General features: G+C 68.3%; 22 protein-coding genes. 8 read left to right on the top strand and 14 right to left on the bottom strand.

The features are described from left to right. Positions 1-3 precede the first annotated feature (3 nt). Genes ACO073_RS28865 through ACO073_RS28850 form a run of 4 tightly spaced genes read right to left on the bottom strand, consistent with a single transcriptional unit; the run spans position 4 to position 4267 of the window. Positions 4-1170, bottom strand: a complete 1167-nt coding sequence (locus ACO073_RS28865; protein WP_422002682.1) for an ABC transporter ATP-binding protein — start codon at positions 1168-1170, stop codon at positions 4-6. Positions 1171-1175: 5 nt separating this feature from the next. Then, entirely contained in the window at positions 1176-2015 is an 840-nt protein-coding gene (locus tag ACO073_RS28860; RefSeq protein WP_422002681.1) for an ABC transporter permease, read from the bottom strand. An 8-nt stretch (positions 2016-2023) separates the two neighbouring features. Continuing rightward, positions 2024-2947 carry an ABC transporter permease gene (locus tag ACO073_RS28855; RefSeq protein WP_422002679.1) on the bottom strand — a complete coding sequence of 308 codons (924 nt, stop codon included), beginning with the start codon at positions 2945-2947 and terminating at the stop codon, positions 2024-2026. A gap of 15 nt (positions 2948-2962) precedes the next feature. Beyond that, a complete protein-coding gene (locus tag ACO073_RS28850) occupies positions 2963-4267 on the bottom strand; it encodes an ABC transporter substrate-binding protein (RefSeq protein WP_422002677.1) in 1305 nt (434 codons plus the stop codon). A 225-nt stretch (positions 4268-4492) separates the two neighbouring features. Here ACO073_RS28850 and rutA (ACO073_RS28845) point away from each other — a divergent pair, with 225 nt between their 5' ends. The 5 genes from rutA (ACO073_RS28845) to ACO073_RS28825 are packed head-to-tail and all read left to right on the top strand — an operon-like array spanning position 4493 to position 8934. After that, the gene (rutA, locus tag ACO073_RS28845) at positions 4493-5584 is read left to right on the top strand and encodes a pyrimidine utilization protein A (RefSeq protein ID WP_422002675.1); all 1092 of its coding nucleotides are present in this window, start codon (positions 4493-4495) and stop codon (positions 5582-5584) included. Next, entirely contained in the window at positions 5581-6327 is a 747-nt protein-coding gene (rutB, locus tag ACO073_RS28840) for a pyrimidine utilization protein B (RefSeq protein WP_422002673.1), read from the top strand. Before rutA (ACO073_RS28845) ends, rutB begins: the two co-directional genes overlap by 4 nt. After that, entirely contained in the window at positions 6327-6713 is a 387-nt protein-coding gene (gene rutC / locus ACO073_RS28835; RefSeq protein ID WP_422002671.1) for a pyrimidine utilization protein C, read from the top strand. The genes rutB and rutC overlap by 1 nt, the downstream gene beginning before the upstream one ends. Continuing rightward, the gene (rutD, locus tag ACO073_RS28830; protein WP_422002669.1) at positions 6710-7498 is read left to right on the top strand and encodes a pyrimidine utilization protein D; all 789 of its coding nucleotides are present in this window, start codon (positions 6710-6712) and stop codon (positions 7496-7498) included. Before rutC ends, rutD begins: the two co-directional genes overlap by 4 nt. Next, on the top strand, positions 7495-8934 hold the full coding sequence (locus ACO073_RS28825; protein ID WP_422002668.1) for an FAD/NAD(P)-binding protein: 1440 nt from the start codon (positions 7495-7497) through the stop codon (positions 8932-8934). Before rutD ends, ACO073_RS28825 begins: the two co-directional genes overlap by 4 nt. On the opposite strand, the gene ACO073_RS28820 is transcribed toward ACO073_RS28825, so the two are convergent. The 7 genes from ACO073_RS28820 to ACO073_RS28790 all read right to left on the bottom strand — a co-directional run bounded on the left by ACO073_RS28820 (position 8822) and on the right by ACO073_RS28790 (position 16005). Further along, positions 8822-9343: a cupin domain-containing protein gene (locus tag ACO073_RS28820; RefSeq protein WP_422002666.1), complete on the bottom strand. Its 522-nt coding sequence runs from the start codon at positions 9341-9343 to the stop codon at positions 8822-8824. The two genes, ACO073_RS28825 and ACO073_RS28820, sit on opposite strands and share 113 nt — an antisense overlap. A 14-nt stretch (positions 9344-9357) precedes the next feature. Next, positions 9358-10515 carry an ABC transporter substrate-binding protein gene (locus ACO073_RS28815; protein ID WP_422002665.1) on the bottom strand — a complete coding sequence of 386 codons (1158 nt, stop codon included), beginning with the start codon at positions 10513-10515 and terminating at the stop codon, positions 9358-9360. 13 nt (positions 10516-10528) lie between these two features. Beyond that, complete coding sequence (locus ACO073_RS28810) at positions 10529-11374, bottom strand: ABC transporter permease (protein WP_422002663.1); 846 nt, start codon at positions 11372-11374, stop codon at positions 10529-10531. Then, positions 11371-12240, bottom strand: coding sequence for an ABC transporter permease (locus ACO073_RS28805; protein ID WP_422002661.1), 870 nt, complete (start codon positions 12238-12240; stop codon positions 11371-11373). The genes ACO073_RS28810 and ACO073_RS28805 overlap by 4 nt, the downstream gene beginning before the upstream one ends. Next, positions 12237-13334: an ABC transporter ATP-binding protein gene (locus ACO073_RS28800; RefSeq protein ID WP_422002659.1), complete on the bottom strand. Its 1098-nt coding sequence runs from the start codon at positions 13332-13334 to the stop codon at positions 12237-12239. Before ACO073_RS28800 ends, ACO073_RS28805 begins: the two co-directional genes overlap by 4 nt. Before the next feature lie 28 nt (positions 13335-13362). After that, positions 13363-14442 (bottom strand): pyrimidine utilization protein A, encoded by a 1080-nt coding sequence (gene rutA / locus ACO073_RS28795; RefSeq protein WP_422002657.1) that lies wholly within the window; start codon positions 14440-14442, stop codon positions 13363-13365. A gap of 195 nt (positions 14443-14637) precedes the next feature. Next, entirely contained in the window at positions 14638-16005 is a 1368-nt protein-coding gene (locus tag ACO073_RS28790) for an LLM class flavin-dependent oxidoreductase (RefSeq protein ID WP_422002655.1), read from the bottom strand. 113 nt (positions 16006-16118) lie between these two features. Between ACO073_RS28790 and ACO073_RS28785 the strand changes: the two genes are divergently transcribed. The 3 genes from ACO073_RS28785 to ACO073_RS28775 all read left to right on the top strand — a co-directional run bounded on the left by ACO073_RS28785 (position 16119) and on the right by ACO073_RS28775 (position 18429). Next, complete coding sequence (locus ACO073_RS28785; protein WP_422002653.1) at positions 16119-16583, top strand: hypothetical protein; 465 nt, start codon at positions 16119-16121, stop codon at positions 16581-16583. 155 nt (positions 16584-16738) lie between these two features. Next, positions 16739-17719, top strand: coding sequence for an isopenicillin N synthase family dioxygenase (locus ACO073_RS28780; protein WP_422002651.1), 981 nt, complete (start codon positions 16739-16741; stop codon positions 17717-17719). Continuing rightward, complete coding sequence (locus ACO073_RS28775; protein ID WP_422002649.1) at positions 17716-18429, top strand: ABC transporter ATP-binding protein; 714 nt, start codon at positions 17716-17718, stop codon at positions 18427-18429. The genes ACO073_RS28780 and ACO073_RS28775 overlap by 4 nt, the downstream gene beginning before the upstream one ends. A 44-nt stretch (positions 18430-18473) precedes the next feature. Here the strand turns inward: ACO073_RS28775 and ACO073_RS28770 are convergent, their stop codons facing one another. Genes ACO073_RS28770 through ACO073_RS28760 form a run of 3 tightly spaced genes read right to left on the bottom strand, consistent with a single transcriptional unit; the run spans position 18474 to position 21048 of the window. After that, positions 18474-19199: an ABC transporter ATP-binding protein gene (locus ACO073_RS28770; RefSeq protein WP_422002647.1), complete on the bottom strand. Its 726-nt coding sequence runs from the start codon at positions 19197-19199 to the stop codon at positions 18474-18476. Then, positions 19196-20176 carry a branched-chain amino acid ABC transporter permease gene (locus ACO073_RS28765; RefSeq protein ID WP_422002645.1) on the bottom strand — a complete coding sequence of 327 codons (981 nt, stop codon included), beginning with the start codon at positions 20174-20176 and terminating at the stop codon, positions 19196-19198. The genes ACO073_RS28770 and ACO073_RS28765 overlap by 4 nt, the downstream gene beginning before the upstream one ends. After that, positions 20173-21048 (bottom strand): branched-chain amino acid ABC transporter permease, encoded by an 876-nt coding sequence (locus tag ACO073_RS28760; protein WP_422002643.1) that lies wholly within the window; start codon positions 21046-21048, stop codon positions 20173-20175. Before ACO073_RS28760 ends, ACO073_RS28765 begins: the two co-directional genes overlap by 4 nt. Positions 21049-21163: the final 115 nt, after the last annotated feature.

The raw sequence follows: 21163 nt of genomic DNA, 5'->3' as shown, positions 1-21163 counted from the left end.
CTTCTAGCGGGCCGTCGCCATCACCGCACCTGCCGGTGCGCTGTCCGAGGCGATCAGGGCATCGTCCAGCAGCTTGACGTCCGACGCCGACCAGCGCGCCACGACGCGCTCGCCGATGTCGAGCGGCTGGGCGAAGAAGCTGTCGTCGGGGACGTGGGCGACGAACTCCTCGTCATTGGCGAGGTCGAGCGTCACCTTCACATAGGTGCCCTGGTTCTCGAGCGTGTGGACCTCGCCCACCACGGCGTTGAGGCCGGTCGACGGCTTGGCGCCCGGGGCGATCTTCTCGATGGCGACCCGGTCGCGCCGGATCGAGCCCCAGAGCGGCGAGCCCCGCATCGGACGCTGGTCGCCCACCGGAATCGCATAGCGCGCGCCGTTCCGCCCGGCCACGGCGGCGACGCCGTTCATGGTCGATTCGACGGAACCCGACAGCACGTTCTGGCCGCCCACGAAGCGCGCGACATAGGCGTTGCGCGGAGCGACGAAGATGTCGCGCGCGCTCGCCGCCTGCTCGATATGCCCCTGGGCCATGACGACGACCATGTCGGCCACGGCGATCGCCTCGAGCTGGGTGTGCGTGACGTGCACGAAGGTGATGCCGAGCTCCTTCTGCACGCGCCGCAGCTCGCCGCGCATGCGCAGGCGCAGGAACTCGTCGAGCGCCGACAGCGGCTCGTCGAGCAGCAGGACGCGCGGATTGGTGATCAGGGCGCGCGCCAGCGCCACGCGCTGCTGCTGCCCGCCGGAGAGCTGCCCCGGCAGACGGTCGGCGAACTTCTCGAGCTGGACCTTCTCGATCAGCTCGCGGGCCTTGGCGTGCCGGTCGGCCAGCCCGACGCCGCGCATCTTAAGCGCGAAGGCGACATTGTCGAGCACGCTGCGATGCGGGAACAGCGCATAGCTCTGGAACATCATGGCGGTGCCGCGCTGGACCTGCGGCAGGCCGATCACCGACTGGCCGCCGATCCTGATGTCGCCGCTGCTCGGCTTTTCGTGGCCCGCGATCATGCGCAGGATGGTGGTCTTGCCGCAGCCGCTGGGACCCAGCAGGCAGCAATAGGAGCCGTGGGGGATCGTCAGGCTCAGTTCCTTGACCGCCGTCGTCTCGCCGAAACGCTTGGTGACGCCGACGACCGCGACCTCTCCGCTGCCGGTAGTCTGGGACATGGCTCCTACTCCGTACGCGCGCCGGCCGCCGCGCGCCGGCGTTGGACGAGGGCGATCGAGCCCAGCGCCAGGCTGATCACGGCGAACGACACGATGGTGGTGACCGCCCCCACCGCGTAGAGCGTGGGCGAGGTGACGTTGGTCGTCATCGCCCAGATCTCGAGAGGCAGGGTGTTCTTCGCGCCGGCCGCGAGCGCGGTCCGCGCGATCTCGTCATAGGACAGGGTGAAGCCGAACAGGGCGACGCCGATGATGCCGGGCAGCAGCATAGGCAGCGTGACCTCGCGCAGCTTCTGCCAGTTGGTGGCGCCGAGGTCGGTCGCCGCCTCCTCGTAGGACCGGTTGAAGCGGCCGAGCACGGCGAACATGATCAGGAGCCCGAACGGCAGCGTCCAGGTGAGCTGGGCACCGAGGGCCGAGGTGAACCATTCCGTCGGGATGCCCAACAGCCGGAACGACAGCGCGATCCCCAGCCCGACGAACAGGCCCGGCATGATCAGGCTGGCGATGGCCAGGTAGAAGGCGAAGGCCGAGCCCCGGAAGCGCCGGCGGAAGGCGAGACCGGCCAGCACGGACAGGAGCACGGTGATGATCGCGACGAGGGCCGCCAGCATGATCGAGCGCTGGAACGAGCCGGCGATGTCGCCGACGCGGGTCTGCGATATCAGCGCATCGAACCAGTGCAGGGACACGCCGTTCAGGGGGAAGGTCATGCCGCCGTTGGGACCCTGGAACGACAGGATGTAGATCACGATCATCGGGCCGTAGAGGAACAGCACGAACAGCGCGAAGAACGCGGCGAAGGCGTAGAAGGTCCAGGGACGCTCCTCGGAATGGCCGTGCATGCCGCCCCCTACCCCGCCAGTTCCTTGCGGACGTCGACCAGGCGCAGGATGCCGGCGACCATCAGGGTGACGATGATGACCATGATCACCGCGCTCGCCGCGGCCGGCGGATACTGGAGCGCCGCGACCTCGTTCTGCAGGGCCGAGACGACCGAGGCGCTCTGGCCGCCGCTCATGGTGCGCACGACGAACGAATCGCCCATCACCAGGGTGATCACGAAGATCGAACCCAGCGCGATGCCGGTGCGGGACAGCGGCAGCACGACCTCGGCCACGACCCGGAACCGGCCGGCGCCGGCGTCGCGCGCCGCCTCGAGCAGGCTCTTGTCGATACGCGCCATGGAATTGAAGATCGGCACGACCATGAACAGCGTGAACAGGTGGACATAGGCCACGACCACCGCGAAATCGGAGAACAGCAGGAACTCGAGCGGCTGGCTGGTGATGCCGGCGCCCTGAAGCGCCTGGTTGAAGATGCCGTTGCGGCCGAGGAACGGGATCCACGAGATCATGCGGATGATGTTCGAGGTCAGGAACGGCACGGTGCAGAGCAGGAACAGCCCGATCTGGAACAGCAGCCCGCGGACGTGGAAGACCAGGAAATAGGCGATGTTGAAGCCCAGCACGAGCGTGATCGCCCAGACGATGAAGGCGAACTTCAGCGAGCTGGCGTAGAGCCGCAGCGTCACTTCCGAGCGGAAGAGGTCGATGTAGTTGTCGAGGATGAAGTCCGGATAGATCTCGGTCCGGCTGAAGTCGAAGAAGCTGACGGCCACGACCACGAGCATCGGCAGGCCGAAGAACAGCAGCAGCACCAGCACGAGCGGCGAGACCTGCAGCCAGGACGCCCGCTCACCGCTGTTGTCCGCCGGCGCCGCCGCCTCGGGGACGGGCGCCGCGAAGGCGTCCGCCGTGTGATCGATGCTGGCCATGCGTGACGGCCGGGATCAGGACGACACGAACTCGTTCCACCGCCGCGTCAGGTAGCGGTCCTCGTCCATCACCGTGTTCCAGCAGGCGATGTTGCCCATGCGGTCCCAGATCGCGCCGCCGTCGCGGGTGGCGCCCTTCTTCTCCATCAGGTTGCCGTAGGGATCCTTGATGTCGACCGCGGCGGGCTTGCCGTCGTACCAGTAGTCCCATTCTTCCTGGGTCAGGAACTTCTTGGCCGTCGTCGGCACCGCCGAGTAGTAGCCCTGCTTGGCGATGAAGCCGCCCTGCCAGCCCGAGTTGAACCAGTTCATGTACTCGTAGGCGCAGTCGAGCTTCAGCCCGCTGAGATGCGCCATCGGCGCCAAGCCGACGAACCAGCCGCGATAGCCTTCCTTGAGCGGCACGTAGTAGCAGTCGATGCCACGCGAGCGGACCGCCGTTACGGCCGGCGACCACATCGACTGGATCACGACCTCGCCCGAGGCCATCAGGTTGACCGACTGGTCGAAGGTGCTCCAGAACGACCGGAAGTGGCCGCCCTTCTTGAGATCGATCATGATCTTGATCGTCTTGTCGATCTCTTCCTTCGTCATGTTGCCCTTGTCTTTGTACTTGAAGTCGCCGCGCGACTCGAGCGCCATGGCGACGTCCATCACGCCGACCGGGGCATAGTCGACCAGGGCGGTCTTTCCCTTGAATTTGGGATCCAGCAGGTCCTTCCAGCTCGTGACCTTGTCGCGGCCACCCACCAGGTCCGGACGGATGCCGAGCGTGTCGGCATTGTAGATCGTCGGGATCATGGTCAGAAACTCGGTCGGCTTGTCGCCAAGCTTCTTGCCGTCCTTGGCCGTGTAGAACATGGCCTCGATCGGGGCGAGGCCCTGCGTCGAGGCCATCTTGCCGTTGGGATACGAGCCCTTGGTGAACAGCGGGACCGTCTCGCCCCACAGCTTGTATTTGGCGACCGGGATGGGCGCCAGGACGCCCTTGCCCACCAGGTAGGGCAGCTTGGTGCTGTCGATGTTGTTGATGTCGATCGTCTGCGGCTGGGTCAGCGACCGGTTGAGCTGCACGTCGTCGGTGATCGCCTGCATCTCGACCTTGAAGCCGAGATCCTTGGTCGCCTGTTCACCGATCTCCTTGATGGCCGCATAGGAGCCGCCGGCATGGACCAGGGTCACGTCCTTGGCATTCTGCGCCCACACGGTGGGAAATCCGGCGATCGACTCGCCGGCGACGAGAGCACCGCCGGCGGCAGCGCCCTTGAGCAGAGAACGTCGGTTGATCCGGGCCTTGGTGTCGGAAGAGCTGCGAGTCATCTGTCACCTCTCGTCGCCAATCACACGCTGGACTGAGAAGACAATCGCAAGAAGCATGCCACGCATGCGGGAAAGCCAATGTCTGACACACCGCGGACAGCCGCTCCGGCGACGCGTGTCCGGGGTGATCCAAAGTTGAGCGTCGTGCCTTCCCCGCCAGCATTCGCCCGCGGTCCGCCTTTTGCATCGCCGCCATCGCATCCCCTCTCGGCAGGAGATCAGCGCATGGAAATCGGCGTCTTCATTCCCATCGGCAGCAACGGCTGGCTCATCTCGACAACGTCACCGCAGTACAAGCCGAGCTTCGAGCTCAACCGGCGGACCACCCAGAACGCCGAGCGCTACGGTCTCGACTTCGTCCTGTCGATGATCAAGCTGCGCGGCTTCGGCGGGAAGAGCGAGTTCTGGGACCACAACCTCGAGTCCTTCACCCTCATGGCGGGCCTCGCCGCCGTCACCTCGCGCATCCGCCTGTTCGCCACCGTCCCGACGCTCGCCGTGCCCCCCGCCATCGCCGCGCGCATGTGCGCGACCATCGATTCGATCTCCAACGGACGCTTCGGCCTGAACGTCATCACCGGCTGGCAGCGGCCGGAATATTCCCAGATGGGCCTGTGGCCGGGCGACGCGTACTTCGCGCACCGCTACCGCTACGCCGCCGAGTATGTGCAGATCCTGCGCGACCTCTGGGAGAGGGGCGTCTCGGACCTCAAGGGCGACTTCTTCACCATGAACGACTGTCGCCTCAGCCCGCGCCCGCAGGCCGACATGAAGGTGATCTGCGCCGGCCAGAGCGATGCCGGGCTGGAGTTCACCGCGCAGTACGCCGACTACAATTTCTGCTTCGGCAAGGGCATCAACACGCCGCTGGCCTGCAGCGACACGGTCTCGCGCATGCAGTCCTATGCCGAGAAGACGGGCCGCAAGGTGGCGTCCTATGCCCTGTTCATGGTCATCACCGGCGAGACCAACGCCGAGGCCGAGGCCAAGTGGGAGCTCTACAAGCAGGGCGCCGATCTCGAGGCGCTGTCCTGGCTGGTCGAGCAGGCCACGGCCGACAAGAATCCGACCGGGGACAGCAACGTGCGCCACGCGATCGATCCAGCCTCGATGGTGAACATCAACATCGGCCTGCTGCTGGGCTCGCACGCCAAGGTGGCGCGCCTGCTCGACGAGGTCGCGACCATCCCGGGCCTGGCCGGGGTGCTGCTCACCTTCGACGAGTTCGTCTCCGGCACCGAGACGTTCGGCGAACGGATCCAGCCGCTGATGAAGAGCCGGCGCCACGTCGCGCCGGCCGCGAAGGCCGCGGCATGAGCGCGCCGGTGAGCTACTTCCCGGTCGACGATCCCGCCGCGCGTCGCCTGCCGGCGCGCCCCGAGCCCATCATGATCCGCCCCGCCGAGACGGCGCTGATCGTCGTCGACATGCAGAACGCCTACGCTTCGCCCGGCGGCTATCTCGACCATGCCGGCTTCGACGTCGCCGGCGCCGCGCCGGTCATCGAGAAGATCACCGAAGCCACGGCCGCCGCCCGCGCCGCCGGGATGCCGGTCGTGTACTTCCAGAACGGCTGGGACGCCGACTACATCGAGGCGGGCGGCCCCGGGTCGCCGAACTGGCACAAGTCGAACGCCTTCAAGACCATGCGCCGCAAGCCCGAGCTCTACGGCAAGCTCCTGGCCAAGGGCGGCTGGGACTACGCGCTCGTCGACGCCCTGCAGCCGCAGGCGGGCGACATCAAGGTGGCCAAGCCGCGCTACAGCGCCTTCTTCAACACCCAGCTCGACAGCCTCCTGCGGGCCCGCGGCATCCGTTCCCTGGTCTTCACCGGCATCGCCACCAACGTCTGCGTCGAGTCGACCCTGCGCGACAGCTTCCATCTGGAGTACTTCAGCGTGGTGCTTCACGACGCCACGCACCATGCCGGTCCCGCCTTCATCCAGGAGGCGTCGCTCTATAACATCGAGAAGTTCTTCGGCTGGGTCTCCTCGGTCGAGGAGTTCCGCAACGCGCTGGCCGCCAACATCAATCCGATGCTGACCGAGGAAAAGTCCTGATGCCCATGAAAGCCATCTTCCCGCCCGGCTCCGGCAAGACGCTGGCGCCCTACTCGCCCGGCGCCCTGGCCGACGGCGTCGTCTACGTCGCGGGCACGCTGGCGCTCGACAAGGACACCAACGTCGTGCACGTCGGCGACGCCGGCAAGCAGACCGAATACGTGCTGGAGCAGATCAAGTCGGTGATCGAGACCGCCGGCGGCACCATGGCCGACGTCACCTTCAACCAGATCTTCCTCACCGACTGGGCCAACTACGGCGCGGTGAACGCGGTCTACGCCAGGTACTTCCCGGGCGACAAGCCGGCGCGCTACTGCATCCAGTGCGGCCTGGTGAAGCCCGAGGCCCTGGTCGAGATCGCCACGATCGCCCACATCGGCAAGTGAGCGACGCACCGGCCTTCGACATCCTCGACGGCCCGCATCCCGACGCCGAGACCGTGCTCCTGTCGGCCGGGCTCGGCGGGACGGCCGGCTACTGGGCGCCCCAACTCGATGCCCTGCGCACCCGCTATCGCGTCGTGACCTACGACCAGGCGGGCACGGGGCGTGCCCGGCGGCCCCTGCCGGCCGACCACAGCATCGCGGCCATGGCCGACGAGGCGTGCGCCGTACTCGACGCCAGCCGGACCCCGGCGGCGCATTTCGTCGGCCATGCGCTGGGCGGCCTGGTCGGGCTGGCGCTGGCGACCCGGGCACCCGAACGCCTGCTCTCGCTCTGCGTCGTCAACGGCTGGGCCAAAGCCGCCGCCCACACGCGGCGCTGCTTCGACATGCGCCTGGCGCTGCTGCGCCACGAGGGACCGTCGGCCTATGTCCGTGCCCAGCCGATCTTCCTCTTCCCCGCCGACTGGCTGGAGCGGAACGCCGACCGCGCCGCGCACGAAGAGGCGCACGGGCTCGCGGGCTTCCAGGGTGCCGAGACGCTTCAGGCCCGCATCGCCGCCCTGCTCGCCTTCGACGCCGGCCCCGACCTTGCGCGCCTGTCCCTGCCGACCCTGATCGTCGCGTCGCGCGACGATGTGCTGGTGCCGAGCGCCATGTCGGAGGCGCTGGCCGCTTCCATCCCCGGCGCGCGCCTGGAGCTTTTCCCCTGGGGCGGCCACGCCATCAACGTCACGCAACCCGACCCCTTCAACACCCTGCTGCTGGAATGCCTGGGCTCGACATGAACGCGCAACGAGGTCTGAAGGCGCTCGAGGCCGAAGTCGTGCGCGAACTCGCGCTGACCGCTCATCCTCGGGCCGACTGGATGGTGCCGAGGCTCCACGGCGGCCGGCCGGCCCTGGACGCGCTGGTCGTCGGCGCCGGCCAGTCGGGACTGGCGACCGCCTTCGCCCTGATGCGCGAGCGGGTCGACAACATCCTGGTCATCGACCGCGCCCCCGAGGGACAGGAAGGCCCCTGGACGACCTACGCGCGGATGCCGACGCTGCGCAGCCCCAAGGAGCAGACCGGGCCGGACCTCGACATTCCCGGCTTGACCTTCCAGGCGTGGTACGAGGCGCAGCACGGCGCGCAGGCCTTCACCGACCTGCACCTGATCCCGAGCGTGGACTGGCACAATTATCTCGTCTGGTACCGGCGGGTGCTGGGCCTGCCGGTGCGCAACGGCGTCGCCGCCACGGCGATTGCCCCGGGCACGCTCGACGACGGCGGCTCGTGCCTGCTGGTGACCCTGTCCAGCGGCGAGGTGCTGGCGACGCGCAAGCTGGTGCTGGCGACCGGCCAGGACGGCACCGGCGAATGGTGGATGCCCGAGTTCGTGCGGGCCCTGCCGGCCGACCGCCGTGCCCATACCTGCGAGCTCGCCATCGACTTCGAGCGACTGCGCGGCAAGGTCGTGGCGGTGCTGGGCGCCGGCGCCTCGGCCATGGACAATGCCGCGGTGGCGCTCGAGCACGGCGCCGAGGTCCATCTCTTCTGCCGGCGCCGACCGACCGGCGTGCAGCGCTTCCGCTGGCTCACCTTCGCCGGCTTCATGCGCCATATCGGCGACATGCCCGACCTGTGGCGATGGCGCATGGTCGGCACCATCCTGCGCGCCCGGGAAGGCTTCCCGCCCGACACCTACACCCGCGTGATGGCCCATGCCGAGCGCTTCACCATGCATGTCGAGCGGTCGTGGACGGATGCGCGCATGGAGGATGGGCGCATCCGGCTCGAGACGACGCGCGGGCCCTTCGTCGCCGACTTCGCGATCTGCGGCACCGGAATCCGGCAGAATCTCGGCCTGCGGCCCGAGCTCGCGTCCTTCGCCGACAAGGTCGCCTTGTGGGGCGACCGCTTCACGCCGCCACCGGGCGAGGAAGACCCGCTGCTGGCCGCCTTCCCCTATCTCGGACCTGACTTCGCCCTGCTCGAGAAGGTGCCCGGCGAGGCGCCGTGGCTGGCCGACATCCATGTCTTCGGCATCGGCTCGACGCTGAGCTTCGGCCCCTCCGGCAGCAGCATCAACGCCATGAACATCGCCGTGCCCCGCCTGGTGGCCGGCGTCACCCGCGGCCTTTTCGCGGGCGACCTCGGCCGGCACTGGCAGTCGCTGCAGGACTACGACGTGAAGATGCTCGACCTCGACTGGAGCCGGATCGAGACCGGGGAGCGCTGACCACCGCCCGGTCGGTGGCGTCCAACGCCATCGGCTGGCCGGCGCGGATCAGCTCCGCGAGACCCTCGTTGGGCAGCATCACCGTGAGGCAGTAGAGCCGCCGCCGGCCGGCATTCTCGACGACATGGTCGAGGCCGGGCGGCAGGACCAGCGTGTCGCCCTTCGCCATCTCGTAGGTCTTGCCGCCGCAATGCGCGCGGCCGCGGCCGCTCAGCACGTAGAACATCTCGTGCGCCCGGTCGTGCTTGTGCAGCGGCGTCTTGCCGCCGGGCTCGAAGATCTCGATGACCGACAGGAACGGCGCCTTGTCGGCCACGGGATCGACGGCCAGCACGAACTTGTTGGTGTCGGCCGGCGAGATCCGGAAGACGCCGCCCTCGCGAGCTCGCCGGAACAGCGGCGCCTTCATCGATTGCCTCCCTGCTAGGCTGCCAGGAACTCGTTCCACTTCTCGGTATAGTACTCGAGATTCTTGGGGCGGGTGTTCCAGACGAAGACCCGCTGGGCGCGGTCCTCCAGCGAGCCGCCGTCGCGGCCGACGCCGCCATAGACTTCCTTGACGAGCTTGGGATCGAGGTACTTCTCGTAGGTCCCCAGCACCGTCGAGAAGTAACCGATCTCCGCCTGCCGCGCGCCGGGATAGCCCTCCATCCAGTAGTTCAGCCACTCGTAGCAGGCATCGGTGTTCTTGCTCGTGGCGGAGATGGCGTAGCCGTTGCACCAGGCGCGATAGCCTTCCTTGGCGACGGCATAGTGCACCGGGATGCCCTTGCCGGAGACCTCGACGATCACCGGCCACCAGGCGTCGGCAATCCAGACCTCCTCGGAGGCCATCAGGTTCACGAGCTCGCCGTAGCTCTTCCACATCGCCCGGAAGTGGCCTTCCTTCTTCTTCTCCTTGAGGAAGGCGACGACCGTGTCGACTTCCTTGTCGGTGAGGTTGCTGATGTCGGCCGGGTCGAACAGGCCGAGCGCCCGCATGCCCATGGCGGCATTCAGCATGCCCAGCCAGTCGATGCCGAACATGGCGACCTTGCCGCGCCACTTGGGATTGAACAGTTCGCCCCACGACAGGACGTTGTTCTCGGCCGGGATCTTCGAGGCGTTGTAGCCGATCGAATCCATCTGGAAGAACATCGGCACGAACGACACCTTGGTCCGCGCCTCGTCGACATACATCATGCGGCCGGGATTGGCGCCGAAGCCCAGCGGCGCCGTCGGCGTGGCGCGGCCGTCCTTCAGCAGCGGATGCATCTTGGACCAGTTGGTCAGCCGCGACGTGTCGATCGGCGTCACCAGCTTCTCGCTGTTGGCGTAGGCGGCGAACGGCGCGTCGGTCAGCACGCAGTCGATCGGCGCGGTCCGCAGGCGATCGATGCGGACCTGGGTCGACGGGTTGACGAAGGGCCGCGGCGTGATGCCGGTGCGCTTGGCGAACTCGCCCAGGATGGCCTCGCGCATGTCGTACGAAGCGCCGGCCAGCTGGATCTGCTTGGACTGGGCGATGGCGGGAGCGGCCAGCGAGGACGCCACGGTCGATGCGCCCGCGGCGGCCAGGAGTGTACGGCGTCTGATCAGCATGTCGAAGCCTCCTTCATGTTCTTCTCAACGACGTCGACCGGCGCATCGCCCAGAACCCGAAGGTGCAGAGTGTCACGGCGATCAGGGAAAAGACGGTGGTGGTGGTGCCGACGGCATAGATCTCCGGGGTGAGCTGGCGGTCGAGCTGGGCCATGACGGCGAGCGGCAGCGTCCCGTCGGGGCCGGTCGTGAACATGCTGCGGGCGTACTCGTCGTAGCTCAGCGAGAAACCGAACAGGCCGGCGCCGATCACGCCGGGCAGGACCAGCGGCAGGGTGATCCGCCGGAAGGCGGCGATTCGCGAGGCGCCCAGCGTCAGCGCCGCTTCCTCGACCCGCTTGTCGAAGCGGTTGAACACGGCGAGCATCGTCAGGAAGCCGAACGGCAGGGTCCACGACACCTGGACCAGGAACGTCGTGCTGTCCCACGACAGCTGGACGCCGATCAGGCGCATCAAGATGGCGAAGCCGAAGCCCACCAGGATGCCCGGTGCCATGATGCCGAGCAGCATCAGGTAGAAGAACCAGCCGTTGCCCCGGAACTGGCCCCGCATCGCCTGCGCGGCCATCACCGACAGCACGACGGTGGTGGCCGAGCAGGCCAGCGCCAGCAGGACCGAGCGCATCAGCGGCGGCTTGAAGTCGTTCATCACCGAGGCACGCCACAGCTCCTCGTACCAGTGCAGCGACACGCCGTTCATCGGGAAGGTCGTGCCGCCGGTCGGCCCGCTGAACGACAGGAGGCCGAGCGTGAAGATCGGCAGCCACTGGTAGGCAAGGAACAGGATGGTGAGCGTGCCCAGCACCCAGCCGGTCAGGCTCGACCGCGCTTTCCAGCCGAGCAGCTCGCCGCGCCTCACCGGTCGGCCCCCAGGCGGCGCACGTCGACCACGCGCAGCGCGACGATCACGCCGATCAGCATGCAGATCATCAGCAGGACGGCGACGACCGAGGCGCCCCGCAGCTGCGAGCTTTCGTAGAACAGCAGCACCAGGTTGGGCAGCAATGCATGCTTGTTGCCGCCGATCGTCGCCACGGTGGCGAAGTCGGCCATGACGTTGAGGAACACCAGCACCTGGCCGATCACGACGCCCGGCAGCGTGAGCGGGAAGACCACGCGCGTGAATACCACGACCGGAGTCGCCTTGAGCGTCATGGCGGCTTCGCGGAGCTGGGGCTGGATCGAGCCCAGCATGTACACGACCGGCCCGGCGGCCATCATCGTGTACAGCGACACCTGCGCCATGGTGATGCCGGCGTGCGAGTAGAGGAACGCCTCGATCGGCGACTGCGTCGCGCCGGTGAACATCAGGAACTGGTTGATGACGCCGTTGACGCCGAGGAACGGCACCCAGGCGATCGCCCGTATCAGCGTGCTGGTCCAGAACGGGATGACGAAGGCGAGGAACAGGGCCAGCCGCCAGCCCGGATGCCGCACCTTCATGACCAGGAAGTAGGCGATGCAGTAGCCCAGCACGCCGGTGATGGCCATCAGGGTCAGCGTGTGCAGGACGGTGCTGCCGATCAGCCTGATGTAGGTCGGGTTGGCGAAGAAGCGCGCGTAGTTGTCGAAGGTGAGCGGGCTCGCCGGCGAGAAGGACCGGCCGCCCCAGAAGGAAACCCAGACCAGCAGCGCGATCGGGACCACCACCACGCCCAGCATCCAGAGCGCCGCCGGCGCGGCGAGCCAGTAGCTGGCCGGCGAGCGGACCCGGATCGTGCTCATGCCGGCGCCGCCCGGTGCAGCACCGAGTCCTCGACGGCCCAGCCGAGCTGCACCGTCTGTCCCGGGACGATTCGCCCGGCCTGGGCGCCGAACTGGTCGTACTTCAGCACCTCGCCGTCCGACCGCTCGAAGATGTGCCGCCGCACCGCGCCGAAATACTCGACGGCCGTGCAGCGCGCCGCCAGCCGATTGGGCTGCTGCTCCGACGGCAGGTCGGTGATCTGCTCGGCCCGGACGGAGAACGACACGTCCTCGCCGGTGAAGGGCAGCGGCGCGCCCTCGCGCGGCACCAGGAACCGGCCCGCCGTGGTCTCGACCTGGACGAGCCCGTCGCCCGAGGTGCCGACGACGCGGCCGCGAAAGACGTTGTTGCCCTGCACGAAGCTCGCGACGAAGGCCGTCCTCGGCTTCTGCAGGATCTCCGCGGCCGGTCCCTGCTGCTCGATGCGGGCGTGGTTCATCACCACCACGAGGTCGCCCAGGGAGAAGGCCTCGTTCTGGTCGTGCGTCACCCAGATGAAGGAGATGCCGGTGCGCTGCTGCAGCAGCTTCAGCTCCAGCATCACCGTCTCGCGCAACGAGTAGTCGAGTGCCCCGATCGGCTCGTCGAGGAGCAGGATGCGCGGCTCGGTGATCATCGCCCGGGCCAGCGCCACGCGCTGGCGCTGGCCGCCCGACAGGCTGGCCGGCTTGCGGTCGGCCAGGGCGCCGATCTCGAACGCCGCCAGCACCTCGGAGACGCGCTTGGCGATCTCGGCGCGGGGCTTCTTCAGCATCTCGAGCCCGAAGCCGACCTGCCTGGCGACGGTCATGTGGGGAAACAGCGCGAAATCCTGGAACATCATGGCGATGTCGCGCTGCCAGGGCGGGTCGCGCGTGACCTCGGTCCCGCCGATCAGGATGTCGCCGTCGTCGGGCTCCTCGAGGCCCGCGATGCAGCGCAGCGTCGTCGTCTTGCCGCAGCCCGAGGGGCCGAGCAGGCAGACGAACTGCCCCTTGGCGATCTGCAACGACACGCCGTCGACGGCGGTGAAGTCGCCGTAGCGCTTGCGGATGCCGCGCAGCTCGAGGTCGAGCTGCGGCCGTACCGTCACGGAGCCGGGGGCGACAAGGGCGTCCAAATCAGGCCGCCCGCGCGAAGTTGGCCCGGCTGCGCATCAGCGGCTGGATGCGCTGCCCGAACTGCTCGACGCCGATCACGAAGTCGTCGAAGGTCAGCATGACGCCGGCCAGCCCCTCGATCTCCGCCATCTCGTCGAGCAGCCGCGCGACGGTGGCATAGGAACCGATGAGGCGAGACCCGCTGTTGGGCAGCGGTTCGCGACGCCGGATGCGACCGGCGGTCGAGTTGTCGGCGGCATACTTGTCGGCGCCGGCCTGGGCGCGGCTCCAGGCCAGCGCATCGAGGTCGGTACCGGCCTTGTAGTGCTCCCACTTGGCCATCGCGGCCTCGTCGGTCTCGTCGGCGATGATCATGGTGAGGGCGAGCGCCTTGGTGGACGTCCCCGCCTCCGACGTGCACGCGCGCAGGCGCGCCACGGAGTCGGCGCAGTCGCGCGGATTGTTCATCTCGCCGTTGCCGCTGCAGAAATTGTAGGCGCAGTGCCTGGCCGCGAACTTCATGCCGGCGTCGCTGGTGCCGGCGCAGATCAGCGGGATCTGGCGCGAGGGCAGCGGCCCCAGGCGGCAATCGTTCATCGTGTAGTACTGGCCCTTGAGGTCGCTCTGGCCCTTGGCCCACAGCTCCTCCATCACGGTCGCGTACTCGTCGAGCAGCGCGTATCGGTGCTTGAAGTGCTCGTCGCCCGGCCACAGGCCCATCTGGTCGTACTCTGCCTTCTGCCAGCCGGTGACCAGGTTGACGCCGAAGCGGCCGTGGCTGATCGAATCGATCGTCATGGCCATGCGCGCCGTGAGAGGCGGCGGCATGGTGAGCACCGCGACGGTGGCGTAGAGCTCGATGCGGCTGGTGATGGAGGCGAGCCCGGCCATCAGGGTGAAGGACTCGAGATTGTCGTCCCAGTAGCGCGACTTGCCGCCGAAGCCGCGGAGCTTGATCATCGACAGGGCGAAGTCGAACCCGTAGCGCTCGGCGCGCAGCACGATCTCGCGATTGAGGTCGAAGCTCGGCGTGTATTGCGGCGAGGTGGACGAGATGAGCCACCCGTTGTTGCCGATGGGAATGAAGACACCGATCTCCATCATTGACCCCGCGCGCGATGTTCTGTTGCTGCAATGCAGCAACAGTCATGCCACGACCGATACGCTGGAGATTCGCATCGAACGCGAGCGCGCCGCCGCCGCTCGGTGCTCACGGTGAGGCAGACTGCCCGCGCGCGACGCGACTCAAAGGACAGTGGTGTGTCGGAAAACTATTCCCGCGACCGTGGCGGGTAATTACTCCGCGGCGCCGGCGAGGCGCGCGGCGTGATGGCGGTTGACCGGCTTGGGCAGGCCGAGATTGCCGCGCAGCGTCGACGCCTCGTACTGCGTGCGGAACAGTCCGCGCCGCTGCAGCTCGGGAACGACGAGATCGACGAAATCCTCGAGCGAGCCGGGAAGCCAGGCCGGCATCACGTTGAAGCCGTCGGCCGCGCCGTCCCGGAACCAGTGCTCCATCTCGTCGGCCACCTGGCTCGGCGTGCCGATCGCGAGCGCATGCCCGCGCGGTCCAGCGTTGGCGAGGCAGAGCTCCCAGAAGGTCAGGTTGTCGCGCCGCGCCTGTTCAAGGAGCAGGCGCTGGCGGCTGAGCGGACCGTTGGTATCAGCCATCTCGGGCACCGGCCCGTCGAGCGGCAGCTTGTCGAGCCCCTTCACGCCGATCGTGTACTCGAGGATCGAGATGCCGACCGGCTTCTGGATCAGAGATTGCAGATAGTCGTACTTCTCCTGCGCCTCGGACGCAGTCGGCGCCACCACGGGATAGAAGCCCGGCATCACCAGCACCTGGTCCTGCGAGCGGCCGAAGCGCGGGACGCGCGTGCGCACGTCGTCGTAGAAGGCCTTGGCCTGCTCGAAGGTGGTGGCGGCGGTGAACACCAGCTCCGCCAGCCGCGCCGCCACGTCGCGACCGGTACCGGAGGCGCCGGCCTGCACCAGCACCGGCCGGCCCTGCGGCGAACAGGCGACGTTGAGGGGGCCGCGGACCTGGAAGTGCTTTCCCTTGTGGTTCAGCACATGCAGCTTGTCCGGATCGAAGAAGCGGCCCGATTCCTTGTCGCGGATGAAGGCGTCCTCGTCCCAGCTGTCCCACAGACCGTTGACCACGTCGGCGAACTCGATGGCCCGATCGTAGCGGTCGGCGTGGCTGAGATGCTCCTCGCGGCTGTAGTTCAGCGCATCCTGCTCGTTGTTCGAGGTGACGAGGTTCCACCCGGAGCGGCCGCCGCTGATCTGGTCCAGCGAAGCGAACTGGCGGGCGAGCGTGTAGGGCTCGTTGAAGGTGGTGGTGGAGGTGGCGACCAGGCCGAGGTTGCGCGTGACCGCTGCCAGGGCGCAGAGGATCGTCATCGGCTCGAACTTCACGACCTTGCCCATGCGGCCGCGCGCATCGGCGTTGCCGCCCAGGTTGACGGCCGCGGAGTCGGCCAGGAACAGCAGGTCGAAGAGGCCGCGCTCGGCGAGGGCAGCCGTCTCGGTCATCTCCGCGAAGCTCGTGCCGGAGTGCATGTGCGCCCGCGGATGGCGCCAGGCCGCCACATGCTGACCGGTCTCGTGCACGAAGGCACCGAGGTGCATCATCCGCTTCTGCTGGCCGTGCGACACGCCGCTCTCCCCTGCCGGGCTGTGAAGTGTAGGCCCGCCGCAAGCCGCGTGCCATCCCGGCCCGCGCCATACGCACCCGCCCGGGCGGATTGCGGTAGAGTGCCGCCCAACCGATGTACCAGCCCCGCAAACGAGGCTACCGCAAGGACAACGCCACCCTGCGCTGGAGCCTCCCCGACCGCGTCTTCTTCGCCTGCGGCGCCTGCCACATCCTGGCCTATGCCTTCCTCGAGCGCTGGGGCACGCCCGGGATGCAGGCCCTCTGGATCCGGCCGGCGGCCGGCCAAACGGGCAACCACGTGTTCGTCGACGGCGGCGACTGGGTGTTCGACTACCACGGCTACGCCAACAGGCCGCAGTTCCTCGCCCATGTCTGGCGCGGCGCCCGCCGCCGCTGGCCGGGATGGGACGCGACCCTCGTTCCCCTGCCCCGCGACGTGCTGATCTCCGAGCAGAAGTCCCGCGGCTACGATGGTCTGTGGCTGCGCGAGCCCGGCCAGTTCCTGCACGACGCGATGCCGCGCGCCAACGCCTACCTCGACCGCTTCCGCGCGCCGGCGGTCCGCACCGCGCGCTGAGGCGGCCGCCGGCCACGGGCTGGCCCGCCTTGTGCACGCGCGGCCGGGAAGAATCGCCGCAGGGGCGCGGCCGTCCCGACCTGCGGTAACGCCGCGCTGCCAGGACGCGCCCGATCCGATAAGGTGCGCCAGGACAGCAACAGGGAACACGAAGGATGGACACGTCGGTCGACGTCACCGCGCAGCAGGGTCTTCCCGTCATCTCGTTCGCCGGCGGCAGCGAGGAGGCCCTCGCGCGCCAGCTCGACCAGGCCTTCTCGACCATCGGCTTCTGCTATTTCCGGGACATCGGCGTCGATGCCGCGCTGGTCGAGGGCGTCTTCGCCGCCTCCCGCCGCTTCCATGCAATGCCGCGGGCGGCCAAGGAGGCGATCGCCATGAACCGCTTCCATCGCGGCTACATGGCGCCCAAGACCTCGGTCATCCAGACCTCGTCGGTCGCCAGGGTGACCAAGCCCAACAATTCCGAATCCTTCATGCTGATGCACGAGGTCGCGCCCGAGGATCCGCGGTTCGGCCGGCCGCTCGACGGGCCGAACCTTTGGCCCGACCTGGCGGGCTTCCGCGAGGCAGTGACCGCCTACGAGCAGGCGATGCACGCCTTCAGCCTGCGCCTGCTGAAGCCCCTCGCGCTCGCGCTCGGCCTGCCGCGCGACTGGTTCGCGCCCTATTTCGGGCAGGCGACGACGTTCCTGCGCCTGCTGCACTATCCGCCGCACGACATGACCGATCCCGAGGCCGCCTTCGGCTCGGCGCCCCATACCGACTACGGCTTCATCACCATCCTGTCCCAGGACGACAGCGGCGGCCTCGAAGTGCGCCGCAAGGACGGGACCTGGCTGGCGGCGCCGCCGCTGCCGGGCACCTGGGTGGTCAACGTCGCCGACATGCTGTCGCGCTGGACCAACGGCCGCTGGCAGTCGACTCCGCACCGCGTCACGAACCTGTCGGGGGGCGATCGCTACTCCTGCCCCTACTTCTTCGACATGTCGATGGACAGCATTGTCGAGGTCCTGCCGACCTGCCAGGGACCGGACCGGCCGGCCCAATGGCCGCCCGTGCGCTACGGCGACTACCTGATGGAGCGGCTCGACAAGAACTACGCCTACCGCCAGCAGCCGGAGACCGCGGCATGAGCCAGAGCCTTCTCGACGTCTCGAGCCTCGCCTTCGCCTACGACGGCGCCGCTGCGGTGCGCGACGTGTCGCTTTCCGTGCAGCCCGGTGAGATCGTGGCCCTGCTGGGGGCCAACGGCGCCGGCAAGTCGACCACGGTGCGCATGATCGCCGGCGTCCTGCGGCCGCAGAAGGGAGACATCCGCTTCGCTGGCGAGATGCTGACCGGCGCGCCCAGCCATGTCGTCGTGCGGCGCGGCATCACCCTCGTCCCCGAGGGCCGCCTGGTCTTCCCGCAGATGACGGTGATGGAGAACCTGCAGCTCGGCGCCCACATCAAGCAGCGGGCCGAGATCGCCGCCCTGGTCGAGAGGGCCTTCACCCTCTTCCCGCGGCTGGCCGAGCGCCGCAACCAGCTCGCCGGCTCGATGAGCGGCGGCGAGCAGCAGATGCTCGCCATCGCGCGCGGCCTGATGGCCGAGCCGCGGCTGATCATCCTCGACGAGCCGTCGCTCGGCCTGATGCCGACCGTCGTGCAGGAGGTCTTCAAGCTGATCGAGGCGGTGAACCAGAGCGGCATCGGCGTGCTGCTGGTCGAGCAGAACCTCCACCAGTCGCTGCGCATCGCCCATCGCGGCTATGTGCTCGAGAAAGGCGCGGTCGTGCTCGCCGGCTCCGGCCAGGAGCTGCTGGCCGATGCCTATGTCCAGAAGGCATTCCTGGGCCGGTAATTTACTCGGGGCGCCACTCCAGTGGCGCGCCCCCAAGCGAAAAGTCAGTCGGGCGTGCCGAGATAGGCGGCGATCACCTGCGGATTCTGCGACACCTCGGCGGGCGTGCCGTCGGCGATCAGCCGGCCCGATTCCAGCACCAGGATGCGGTCGGACACTTCCATGACCGAGGGCATGTCGTGCTCGACCAGCACGACGGTCACGCCGCTCGCGCGGATGCGGCGCAGCACGTCGATCATGGCCGCGGTCTCGGTCGGATTGAGGCCGGCGCAGGGCTCGTCGGCCAGCAGCAGGTCGGCGCGGGTCGCGATGGCGCGCGCCACCTCGAGATGCCGGAGCTGGCCCACGGTCAGGGCGCTCGCCGGCTCCGTCGCCAGGTGCGTCATGCCGGCGAGCTCGAGGGCCTGCCGGGTCGTGGCGGCGACGTCGCGCGCGCCGGCCTTGCCGAACAGCGCGCCGATGCGGACGTTCTCCGTCACGCTGAGGTCGCGGAACGGCCGGGCGATCTGGAAGGCCCGTGCGACGCCGAGCTCGGCGATGCGGTTGGTCGCCAGCCCGGTGATCGGCTGCTCCTTGAACGAGACCAGGCCGGCGGTCGGCGGCAGGTAGCCCGTCACCAGGTTGAACAGGGTCGACTTGCCGGCACCGTTGGGACCGATGACGCTCGTGATCGAGCCCGTCTCGACGGCGAAGGAGACGTCGGAGATCGCGAGCAGCCCGCGGAAGCGCTTGCTAAGCGCCTCCACCCGGAGAATGGGCGCCGTGCTCATTCCGCGGGCGCCGGCATGGCGGCGCGCCGGCGCATGCGCCAGCTCTTCACGAAGCCCAGCACGCCACCCGGGGCCGCGAGGACCAGCACGACCAGCAGCAGGCCGGTGGCGAACAGATGGAAGTCGAGCAGCCGCGCCAGCACGACCTGGGTGATGAACACCAGCATGAAGGCGCCGATGACCGGCCCGAACAGCGTGCCGAGCCCGCCCAGCAGGGAATAGACGATCAGGTTGAGGTTCGTGTCGTCGCGATAGACCGAATCGGTCGTGATGTAGCCCAGCGAATGGGCGTAGATCACGCCCAGCAACCCGGTCAGCACGGCGCTGATCACGAAGGCCTGCCGCTTGTATCGCTCGGTCGGCACGCCGAGCATGCGCGCGGTGTCCTCGTCCTCGCGGATGCTGAGCAGGCCGGCCCCGAAGCGGCTGCGCTGGATCGCCCAGGCGATCAGGAGCACGACCACGCCGGCCACGAGATAGAGCTCGTAGAAGAAGGTCGCGGGATCCCAGCCGCTCGGCGTGATCGCCGGGAAGTTGAGGCCCAGCGATCCCTGCAGAACGTCGATGTTGTTGTTCAGCTCGGCGCACACATGGCAGACGCCCAGCATCGCGATGGCGAAGAAGGTGCCGCGCAGGCGCAGGATCGGATAGGCAACCACCGCCGACAGCACGGCGCAGGCGAGCCCGCCGACGACCAGGCCCACCGGCAGCAACAGGGGCGCCGGCAGCCCCGACAGCCGTTCCTCCACCAGGCCCGCGGCAAAGGCGCCGACGCCGATGAAGGCCGAATGGCCGAAGCTCGCATAGCCGGCAAAACCGCCGAGGATGGTCCAGGCGACGGCGAGGCCCGCCGAGTAGATCATCAGCTGGCCGACGCGCACGTAGAACGGCGGCAGCACCAGCGGCAGCAGGGCCATCACGGCCGCCACGGCAAGGACGATCACCACGAAGATCGCGGGGCGCAGGGTAGCGTTCATCGCGACGGCGCGAATGCGTTGCCGAGCAGGCCCTGCGGGCGCACCAGGAGCAGCAGGACGAGCAGCAGGAACATCGTGACGTTGGGGAAGGACGGTCCGATGTACTGCGCCGTCAGCGTGCTGACCACGCCCAGCAGCAGGCCACCGATCAGGGCGCCCGCCGGGCTGCCGACGCCCCCCAGGACGACGACGACGAAGGCGTTCAGCGTCCAGGTCCCCTCGTCCGCGGGGGAGAAGGGCAGGATGATGCCGATGACGATGCCGGCGGCCCCGGCGAAGGCGGCCGACACCGCGAAGGTCAGGGCATAGACATGCCGCACGTTCACCCCGCACAGGCGGGCCGCCAGCGTCTGCTGCGCGGTGGCGCGGATGACGCGGCCCAGCGCCGAGAACTTCAGCAGCGCGGCGAGACAGGTGAGCAGGATCAGGCTCGCCGCGAGGCAGCTCACGCGCACCGCGTCCAGCACGATCGGACCGAGCTTCAGCGAGGTGAAGGCCCAGGTCGGCGTGATGTTCCTCATGTCGGGCGAGAACACCCAGATCATGACGTTGTGCATCATCAGCGCCACGCCGAAGGTCAGCAGGATCGAGGCGAAGGCCGCGCTGTCGACGGCATACTGGATCAGGAAGCGCTGGTAGACGTAACCCACGCCGAACAGGATCGCCATCACCAGCGGCATGGTGAGCAACGGATCGACGTGCAGCGTCTCGGATAAGATCAGCGCCAGATAGGCACCCATCAGCACGATGATGCCGTGGCTGAGGTTGATGACGTGCAGGACGCCGAAGATCAGCGAGAAGCCGACGGCGGCGAGCGCATAGATGCCGCCCAGGACCAGCCCGTCGGCGAGAGTCTGGATGATGAGGTTCACGACGAGGCTTTCATGCCTTCCAGTTCATCCGTCATACCGACCGGAGCCGAGCGCGGCGCCTGCCCCGAGCGAAGTCGAAGGGAGGCGAGGCGCCTCGACGACGCCGCCCCGCCAC

Source organism: Reyranella sp. (assembly GCF_965229815.1).
In the GTDB taxonomy this organism is placed as follows: Bacteria; Pseudomonadota; Alphaproteobacteria; order Reyranellales; family Reyranellaceae; genus Reyranella.
Note: the sequence above shows the minus strand (reverse complement) of the source record. Positions and strands in the feature narration are given on the sequence as shown.

Bases quoted from the DNA above. Each gene is read 5' to 3' on its own strand.
- ACO073_RS28865 (WP_422002682.1), bottom strand. From the start codon at position 1,170: ATGTCCCAGACTACCGGCAGCGGAGAGGTCGCGGTCGTCGGCGTCACC.
- ACO073_RS28860 (WP_422002681.1), bottom strand. From the start codon at position 2,015: ATGCACGGCCATTCCGAGGAGCGTCCCTGGACCTTCTACGCCTTCGCC.
- ACO073_RS28855 (WP_422002679.1), bottom strand. From the start codon at position 2,947: ATGGCCAGCATCGATCACACGGCGGACGCCTTCGCGGCGCCCGTCCCC.
- ACO073_RS28850 (WP_422002677.1), bottom strand. From the start codon at position 4,267: ATGACTCGCAGCTCTTCCGACACCAAGGCCCGGATCAACCGACGTTCT.
- rutA (WP_422002675.1), top strand. From the start codon at position 4,493: ATGGAAATCGGCGTCTTCATTCCCATCGGCAGCAACGGCTGGCTCATC.
- rutB (WP_422002673.1), top strand. From the start codon at position 5,581: ATGAGCGCGCCGGTGAGCTACTTCCCGGTCGACGATCCCGCCGCGCGT.
- rutC (WP_422002671.1), top strand. From the start codon at position 6,327: ATGCCCATGAAAGCCATCTTCCCGCCCGGCTCCGGCAAGACGCTGGCG.
- ACO073_RS28825 (WP_422002668.1), top strand. From the start codon at position 7,495: ATGAACGCGCAACGAGGTCTGAAGGCGCTCGAGGCCGAAGTCGTGCGC.
- ACO073_RS28820 (WP_422002666.1), bottom strand. From the start codon at position 9,343: ATGAAGGCGCCGCTGTTCCGGCGAGCTCGCGAGGGCGGCGTCTTCCGG.
- ACO073_RS28815 (WP_422002665.1), bottom strand. From the start codon at position 10,515: ATGCTGATCAGACGCCGTACACTCCTGGCCGCCGCGGGCGCATCGACC.
- ACO073_RS28805 (WP_422002661.1), bottom strand. From the start codon at position 12,240: ATGAGCACGATCCGGGTCCGCTCGCCGGCCAGCTACTGGCTCGCCGCG.
- rutA (WP_422002657.1), bottom strand. From the start codon at position 14,442: ATGGAGATCGGTGTCTTCATTCCCATCGGCAACAACGGGTGGCTCATC.
- ACO073_RS28785 (WP_422002653.1), top strand. From the start codon at position 16,119: ATGTACCAGCCCCGCAAACGAGGCTACCGCAAGGACAACGCCACCCTG.
- ACO073_RS28780 (WP_422002651.1), top strand. From the start codon at position 16,739: ATGGACACGTCGGTCGACGTCACCGCGCAGCAGGGTCTTCCCGTCATC.
- ACO073_RS28775 (WP_422002649.1), top strand. From the start codon at position 17,716: ATGAGCCAGAGCCTTCTCGACGTCTCGAGCCTCGCCTTCGCCTACGAC.
- ACO073_RS28770 (WP_422002647.1), bottom strand. From the start codon at position 19,199: ATGAGCACGGCGCCCATTCTCCGGGTGGAGGCGCTTAGCAAGCGCTTC.
- ACO073_RS28765 (WP_422002645.1), bottom strand. From the start codon at position 20,176: ATGAACGCTACCCTGCGCCCCGCGATCTTCGTGGTGATCGTCCTTGCC.